Genomic DNA, 7211 nt, shown 5'->3' with positions numbered 1-7211 from the left:
TCCGCTCAGCACGGCCCAACACCTCGCACAGATGCTCAAGATAGCGCTCAAACTCGGCCTCGTTTCCCATTACTTCCTCCTGCCAACATGGAATACCTCCTTATCGGCAGGATTTGAGATAACTTAACACAGTAAGACTAGGCCATCAGGCTCAGAGCGATGAGCGCACGCCAGCGCCATTGAGTATCCGGCGCAGCATTGCGTATTTCAATCGTTCGCGCCAAGGAAGATCGATCTGCACGGGAGAAGTCTGGCCCGAGCCCCGATTGTCGGCGAGCAGGAGGATCGGACAAAGTTTTGACCATTCCTGTGTTAGCCCGGAGAAGCGGCTGGCGCGCAGCAACTGGGTCAACTCCTCCGGCGCAAACGCCGCCAGGTAGGTTGCGGTGGTCTCCTCCAAGAAGTGCTGCCCATGGTCGCGATCATGTTTTTCCGAGAACCAGCGCCGAGTCGCTTCTCTCTTGAAGCGTGCCAGGTCGACCAGGAAGAAGAAGCCTCCGGGTTTGAGCAGGTCGGCCATCGCGTTGATCGTTGCCAGAGCCTGCTCGGATGTCGGGCAGTAACTAATCCCAAAGGTCCAGGTGATCGAGTCGAATCGCCGATCGCCGAAGATTTCCGGCAAACGTGCCATATTCCCTTCGAGCAGTCGGACGTTGGTGATTTTCTCCTGCTCAAGATGCTGCTGCGCCAGTGCAAGTATGGCTGGAGACACGTCCAAGCCAGTGAATGCCACATTCGGCCGCCGCCGCGCGAATTCGCCCAACAGCAAGCCCGGACCGCAGCACACATCGAGTGCCTCGCCATGCTGTGGAAGTCCGGCCAGGACCCGCTCGAGAACAAAGGCCTGGATGACGCGAAAATCACTGTCCCGGCAGGCACTGACGTACTGCTCGCAGAAGACCTCGTCAGATATCCACGAGACACGACGGGGAACCCGCGGCTGACGCCAGGTCGTCAACCGTTCACGAGTAAAACAATAAAGTTCTTCAAGCATGCGGCAATCCTGAACCTCTCAAAGCGTGATGAGCCTGATTCTGCATGCTCAAGTCATTCCTGGCAACTTATAGCGATGCGGCCTTGAAAGTATCGCACTGGCGCAGGTCGCCCGAGTCCATGCCACGCTTGAACCAGCGTTGACGTTGCTCGGAAGTGCCGTGGGTAAAAGATTCTGGAACGATACGGCCTTGCGTTTGCTGTTGCAGACGGTCATCGCCAATGGCCGACGCGGCGTTGAGCGCCTGCCCGATCTCGCCGGGTTCGATGATGTGCCTGGCGGCGTCCGCGCGATTGCCCCACACCCCGGCAAAACAGTCAGCCTGCAGTTCGAGGCGAACCGACAGTGCGTTGGCCCTGGACTTGCTGACGCCTTGCTGCGCCTTGTGCACCTTGTCTGAAATGCCAAGCAGATTCTGCACGTGGTGGCCGACCTCGTGGGCAATCACGTAGGCCTGGGCGAACTCGCCGGGGGCATGGAAGCGCTCCTTCAGATCACGGTAGAAGGAAAGGTCGATATACACTTTTCGATCCGACGGGCAGTAAAACGGCCCCATCGCCGATTGGCCGGTGCCGCAGGCGGTCGGCGTCGAACCGCTGAAAAGCACTAGCTTGGGTTGCTGGTAGCGCGCGCCGCCTTCGCTGAAAACCTGTTCCCAGGTCGTCTCGGTGCTCGACAGCACCTTGGAAACAAAGCGCGCCATGGCATCTTCGGCGGGTGGCTTATGGGCGGCCACTTGCGACGTCGGGCTTTGACTGTTGGCCGCGAGGCCGAGAATAAGCGACGGATCGATACCAAAGAAATAGCTTGCGGCCAGGGCCACAACAAGGGTGCCGATACCGATGCCACCGCGGCCGATACCGAAGTTGCCGCCCTCGCCGCGCCGATCTTCAACGTTGCTGCTTTCATTCTGATCATCGAGTCGCACGGGTTATCCATTGCTAGTGTAGGCAGCAGTAGATGTTAACCGCAGCACTTAACCTTGCGGAAACTTTTCGGCGCACCTGCCCCGGCTTGTATCCTGGGTGCCTTATTCGCCGTTGCATGCGCCTTGGCTGTTAGAATCGCCGTTTAAGGCCCTTGGCAAGCCGCCTTGTCGGAATATCTATCCAGGAAAATACTATGAAAAAACCCGAAGACATCCTTAAAGAATGGATGCAGGCGGTTAATAACGGCGATGTCGAAGCACTTATCGCTCTGTACAATGCGGATGCCGTTCTGATTCCAACGTTCTCGAACCGCTTGCTCAGCAAGCCCGAGAGCATCCGAGACTATTTTGAAAAACTTTGCGGCCGCGAGGAGTTGAGCATCGCACTGCATGAAAAAACACTGATCACTCATTTTGTCAGCAACACGGTTCATGCTATGCATGGCATTTACTGCTGGCGATTTGCCATTGACGGGGAGTTGCTCAGTTTCGAGGCGCGATTCAGTTATGTCATTGATCTTGGGCGACCACGTCCCATCCTTCATCATCACTCGTCACAAATTCCACGAATGCTCTGATTTACCAAGCCGATGCCCGCATACGCCGCCACTCAAGCACTTGCGTGCCTCGGATCGAAAACCAAGTCCTGCGTACCGGACGATGGATGGTTAGAACAAATTTACCCTGGGTAGACACTTGCCGTCCTTGCCAGCCTGAGCGTTTTGCCTGACCATGTTCGCTTTGCTTACGCGTGTTGTTTATCGCCACCAATCCCGCCATGTCACCACTGATTCGCCGCATCCTGATTGTTCTTGTCGTCATCGCCGCCCTCGTTGCTGTCTTCTGGTGGATCGGCCGGCCGAAGCCGGTTGCCGTGGTCGTCAAGGAAATAGATCGCGGCAAGGTCGAATCGAGCATCGCCAACACTCGCGCCGGCACTGTCGAGGCCTGCCAGCGCACCAAACTGTCGACCATCATGGGTGGTCGCATCGAGGTGCTGGCGGTCAAGGAAGGCGACCGTGTGAAAAAGGGCCAGTTGCTGATGAAGTTGTGGAACGACGATCAGCAGGCGCAGAGCACGCTGGCGATGACGCAGGTGACCACTGCCAGGCAGCGGGTTAACGAAGCCTGCGCGCAGGCCAGTAACGCCGAGCGCGAGGCACAGCGCCAGACCTTGTTGCGCGAGAAGGGCTTTGTCTCAAGTTCGCGCGAGGACTCGGCGCGCACCGAGGCGCAGGCTAAACGTGCCGGGTGCGAGGCGACCAAAGCCGATGTCGCGCAGTTCCAGGCCAAGGTCAACGCTACCCGCGTCGAACAGGGACGAACGACGCTCTACGCGCCGTTTGACGGCACCATCGCCAAAATCGTCGGTGAGATCGGCGAATACTCAACGCCCTCGCCACCCGGCGTGCCAACGCCGCCGGCCATCGACCTGATCGACGACTCCTGCCTTTACGTCAAAGCGCCGATGGACGAAGTCGACGCGCCCAAGATCCAGACCGGCCAGCCGGTTCGCATCAGCCTTGATGCCTTGCCGAAAAAATCATTCCCGGGCAAGGTCAAGCGCGTTGCACCCTATGTTTCGGCGGTCGAGAAGCAGGCGCGTACGGTTGATATCGAAGCCAATTTTGATAACCCCGAAGCCCCCGGCAAGCTGCTCGTTGGCTATAGCGCCGACATCGAGGTCATCCTCGCCGTGCGTGACGACGTTGTGCGCATCCCTACCTCGGCACTGCTCGAAGGCGGTCGGGTGCTGGTGGCTGGGGCTGACGGCAAGCTCGAAGAACGCAGGATTAAAACGGGACTGACCAACTGGGAATTTACCGAAGTGAGCGCGGGCCTAAATGCCGGCGAACGTGTCGTCACCTCGCTCGAACGCGTCGGCGTAAAGGCCGGCGCGCCTTATGTCGTTGAAATGAAGGCTAACAACCCGACTACGGGCAAGTAATGGGCACGGCGCTGATCGAGCTCTCCGGCATCGAGCGGATCTTCTATCTTGGCGACAGCGAGGTGCACGCGTTGCGCCATCTGGAGCTGCGTATCGATGCCGGTGACTACGTCGCGGTGATGGGGCCGTCCGGTTCGGGAAAGTCCACGCTGCTTAACCTGCTTGGCCTGCTCGACCACCCGAACGCCGGCAGCTATCGCCTTGAAGGGCGCGACGTGACAACACTGTCGCCCGTCGAGCAGGCGCACGTGCGTAGCGAACGTATCGGTTTCGTCTTCCAGAGTTTCCATCTGGTGCCGCGCCTGACCGCTGCCGAAAACATCGCCCTGCCCATGACGCTGGCTGGCATCGACCCGGCCCGGCGCGCCAAACGTGTTGATCAGGCGCTCAAGGACTACGGTCTGGCCAACCGCGCCAGCCACCGGCCGGATCAACTCTCCGGAGGCCAGCGCCAACGCGTGGCCATTGCCCGAGCGACGATCATGCAGCCGGCGATGATCCTCGCCGACGAACCGACTGGCAACCTCGATCGCGCCACCGGCGAAGAAGTCATGCGTCTGCTCGAAGAACTCAACGCTCGCGGCGTCACCCTGATCGTCGTCACCCACGACACCGCGCTGGGCGCGCGCGCCAGGCGGCAGTTGCTGATGGAAGACGGCGAGTTGAGGCATGACACTTCAAATGCTTAACCACCAAGATGCCCCGCTTTTTTGTACACCGTATAAGCCATGCGCGCCCCCGATCTGATCCGTTTTGCGCGCGATGCGGCGACCGGCAACCCGCTGCGCACTTTGCTGCTGGTTCTGGCAATGGCCATCGGCGTTGCCGCTGTAGTGGTGCTGACGGCCCTGGGTGATGGTGCGCGGCGCTATGTGATTAATGAATTTTCGTCGCTTGGCACCAATCTTGTCATTGTTCTGCCTGGCCGTTCGCAGACAGGTGGTTTTAATCCCGGCAACGCCATTACCAGCACGCCGCGCGACCTGACTATCGACGACGCGCAGGCGCTGCTGCGCGCCAGCGCTGTGCATCGGGTGGTGCCGCTGGCGGTCGGCACCTCGGAGATCAGCTACGGCGGCAAGCTGCGCGAAGTGATGGTCGCCGGAACCAACACCCACTTCCTCGAAGTGCGCCGCCTGAGCCTGGCGCAGGGTCGCTTCCTGCCTGATGGCGACTGGCGACGCGGCGCCTCCGAAACGGTAATCGGCGCCAAGATACGCGACGAATTATTTGGCGTCGAGCCGGCGCTTGGCCAGTTGATCCGCGTTGGCGACCGGCGCTTCCGGGTGGTTGGCGTGATGGCCTCGACCGGCCAGGGACTGGGGCTCAATACCGACGAACTGGTGATCATTCCCGTCTCGCTGGCGCAGGCGATGTTCAACAGCAACACCTTGTTCCGGATAATGATTGAAGCGAGCAGCCGTGAGGCAATTGAAGCGGCCAAAACACAGGTGACTGAAATCATCAAGCTGCGCCATGAGGGTGAAGAGGACGTGACGGTCATCACCCAGGATGCGGTTCTTGCCACCTTTGACAAGCTGCTCGGCACGCTGACTCTGGCGGTGGCCGGCATCGCAGCGATCAGTCTGGCGGTAGCGGGGATCCTGGTGATGAACGTGATGCTTGTATCGGTCACCCAGCGTACCTCCGAGATTGGCCTCTTGAAGGCACTTGGCGCCACCGGAGCGACCATCCGCGCCGCCTTCCTCACCGAAGCGGCCATGCTTTCTCTGGCCGGGGCCGTATTAGGCTACCTGCTCGGGCAGGGCGCCGCAGCACTCATTCGCCAGCTCTACCCGACCTTTCCCGCCTATCCGCCTGACTGGGCCGTGGTTGCCGGGCTGGGAACCGCGCTGGTCACCGGCATCCTGTTCGGCGTTCTGCCGGCAAGACAGGCGGCGCGGCTCGACCCGGTTCAATCGCTGGCTAAGAGGTAAGGGCAAATGCTTAACCATCAATCATGATCCGCCCGGCCGACTCAATCCATCTCGCGCTGCGCGCCATCACCGCGCATCGCCTGCGCAGCTTCTTGACGCTACTCGGGATCGCCGTTGGCATTGCCGCAGTGATCCTGCTTACTTCGATTGGCGAAGGCATCCACCGTTTTGTGCTGACCGAATTCACTCAGTTCGGGACCAATCTGGTCAGCGTTGCGCCCGGCAAGGTCAAGACCTCCGGCCCGGCGCCGACCGGCATTCCGACCTCGGTCCGCCCGCTGACGCTGGACGACGCGCGCGCACTGCAACGCCTGCCGCACATCACCGGCATGTCGGCGATGGTCTGGGGCAATACCGAGGTCAAGGGCAATGGCCGGCTGCGCCGCACGACGATCAACGGCGTCACCCCGGACATGCTCAGGGTGTACAGCGTAAAGGTCAGCAGCGGCCAATTCCTGCCGCCGGAAGATTCGGAAAGCGCCCGTGCCTTCGTGGTCCTCGGCGCCAAGCTCAAGTCGGAATTGTTTGGTGTGGAGAATGCTCTCGGTGCTCGCCTCACGATTGGCAATCTACAGTTCCGCGTGATTGGCGTGCTCGAAGCCAAGGGGCAGTTTCTCGGCATCGACCTCGACGACGCGGCTTATATCCCGACAGCGCGCGCCCTTGAGCTCTACAACCGCGATGGCATGATGAAGATCGACCTCTCCTACGCCGAAGGTATCCCGGCGGCACGCATCAGTGAAGCGATCATTGCCACCCTTAAGGCACGCCATGGTCGCGAGGACTTCACCATCACCACACAGGAAGACATGCTGCGCACGCTCTCCAACATCCTTGACATTCTGACCCTGGCGGTTGGCGCTCTGGGCAGCATCTCGTTGCTGGTCGGCGGGGTCGGCATCGTCACCATCATGACTATTGCCGTCACTGAACGCACCAGTGAGATTGGCCTGCTGGTGGCGCTCGGTGCGCCACGCAATACCATTCTCGGGCTGTTTCTCGGCGAGGCGGTGGCGCTTTCCGCGCTCGGCGGCTGCGTTGGTCTGCCGCTCGGCTTCGGGCTGGCACAACTGATTCATCTGCTGGTGCCGGCACTGCCGGTCAAGACGCCGATCAGCTTCGTGCTGTTTGCCGAAGCCATTGCCATTGTCATCGGTCTGCTGGCCGGCGTACTGCCGGCAAGGCGCGCGGCCAGGCTCGATCCGGTTGAAGCGCTGCGGGCAGAGTAGCATCAGGATAGCGCACAAGAGCCTCGCCCATGAAAGTATTTTCCAATTCAGGTATGAGCCTGAAGGATCGACGAAGCGAGTGGTTCTGTGATGTAGGTTGAAGGGTTGAAAATGTCAGTGTAAGGGATTGCGTTGGTGGCGGGATGGTGGTCGCGGTTTGTTTTTGATCTTGGGT

At 60.2% G+C, this 7211-nt stretch carries 7 protein-coding genes; 5 read left to right on the top strand and 2 right to left on the bottom strand.

Going from position 1 to position 7211, the window contains the following annotated elements; genetic code table 11:
* Positions 1-151: 151 nt before the first annotated feature.
* Both Q1J43_RS00460 and Q1J43_RS00455 read right to left on the bottom strand, forming a co-directional pair.
* Positions 152-994 (bottom strand): class I SAM-dependent methyltransferase, encoded by an 843-nt coding sequence (locus Q1J43_RS00460; protein ID WP_301100312.1) that lies wholly within the window; start codon positions 992-994, stop codon positions 152-154.
* A 67-nt stretch (positions 995-1061) separates the two neighbouring features.
* Complete coding sequence (locus tag Q1J43_RS00455; protein ID WP_301100311.1) at positions 1062-1922, bottom strand: neutral zinc metallopeptidase; 861 nt, start codon at positions 1920-1922, stop codon at positions 1062-1064.
* Between the two features lie 194 nt (positions 1923-2116).
* Here Q1J43_RS00455 and Q1J43_RS00450 point away from each other — a divergent pair, with 194 nt between their 5' ends.
* The 5 genes from Q1J43_RS00450 to Q1J43_RS00430 all read left to right on the top strand — a co-directional run bounded on the left by Q1J43_RS00450 (position 2117) and on the right by Q1J43_RS00430 (position 7036).
* Positions 2117-2500 carry a DUF4440 domain-containing protein gene (locus Q1J43_RS00450; RefSeq protein WP_301100310.1) on the top strand — a complete coding sequence of 128 codons (384 nt, stop codon included), beginning with the start codon at positions 2117-2119 and terminating at the stop codon, positions 2498-2500.
* Between the two features lie 200 nt (positions 2501-2700).
* Positions 2701-3870: an efflux RND transporter periplasmic adaptor subunit gene (locus Q1J43_RS00445; RefSeq protein WP_301100309.1), complete on the top strand. Its 1170-nt coding sequence runs from the start codon at positions 2701-2703 to the stop codon at positions 3868-3870.
* Positions 3870-4559 carry an ABC transporter ATP-binding protein gene (locus tag Q1J43_RS00440; protein WP_301100308.1) on the top strand — a complete coding sequence of 230 codons (690 nt, stop codon included), beginning with the start codon at positions 3870-3872 and terminating at the stop codon, positions 4557-4559. The genes Q1J43_RS00445 and Q1J43_RS00440 overlap by 1 nt, the downstream gene beginning before the upstream one ends.
* Before the next feature lie 39 nt (positions 4560-4598).
* Positions 4599-5807 (top strand): ABC transporter permease, encoded by a 1209-nt coding sequence (locus tag Q1J43_RS00435; protein ID WP_301100307.1) that lies wholly within the window; start codon positions 4599-4601, stop codon positions 5805-5807.
* A gap of 26 nt (positions 5808-5833) precedes the next feature.
* Positions 5834-7036, top strand: a complete 1203-nt coding sequence (locus tag Q1J43_RS00430) for an ABC transporter permease (protein ID WP_301100313.1) — start codon at positions 5834-5836, stop codon at positions 7034-7036.
* The last annotated feature ends 175 nt before the right edge of the window (positions 7037-7211 follow it).

Origin of the sequence: Propionivibrio sp., assembly GCF_029255185.1 — a bacterium.
Classification (GTDB): domain Bacteria; phylum Pseudomonadota; class Gammaproteobacteria; order Burkholderiales; family Rhodocyclaceae; genus Propionivibrio.
Note: the sequence above shows the minus strand (reverse complement) of the source record. Positions and strands in the feature narration are given on the sequence as shown.

Coding starts and splice junctions, on each gene's coding strand:
- Q1J43_RS00450 (WP_301100310.1), top strand. CDS start 2,117: ATGAAAAAACCCGAAGACATCCTTAAAGAATGGATGCAGGCGGTTAAT.
- Q1J43_RS00445 (WP_301100309.1), top strand. CDS start 2,701: ATGTCACCACTGATTCGCCGCATCCTGATTGTTCTTGTCGTCATCGCC.
- Q1J43_RS00460 (WP_301100312.1), bottom strand. CDS start 994: ATGCTTGAAGAACTTTATTGTTTTACTCGTGAACGGTTGACGACCTGG.
- Q1J43_RS00440 (WP_301100308.1), top strand. CDS start 3,870: ATGGGCACGGCGCTGATCGAGCTCTCCGGCATCGAGCGGATCTTCTAT.
- Q1J43_RS00435 (WP_301100307.1), top strand. CDS start 4,599: ATGCGCGCCCCCGATCTGATCCGTTTTGCGCGCGATGCGGCGACCGGC.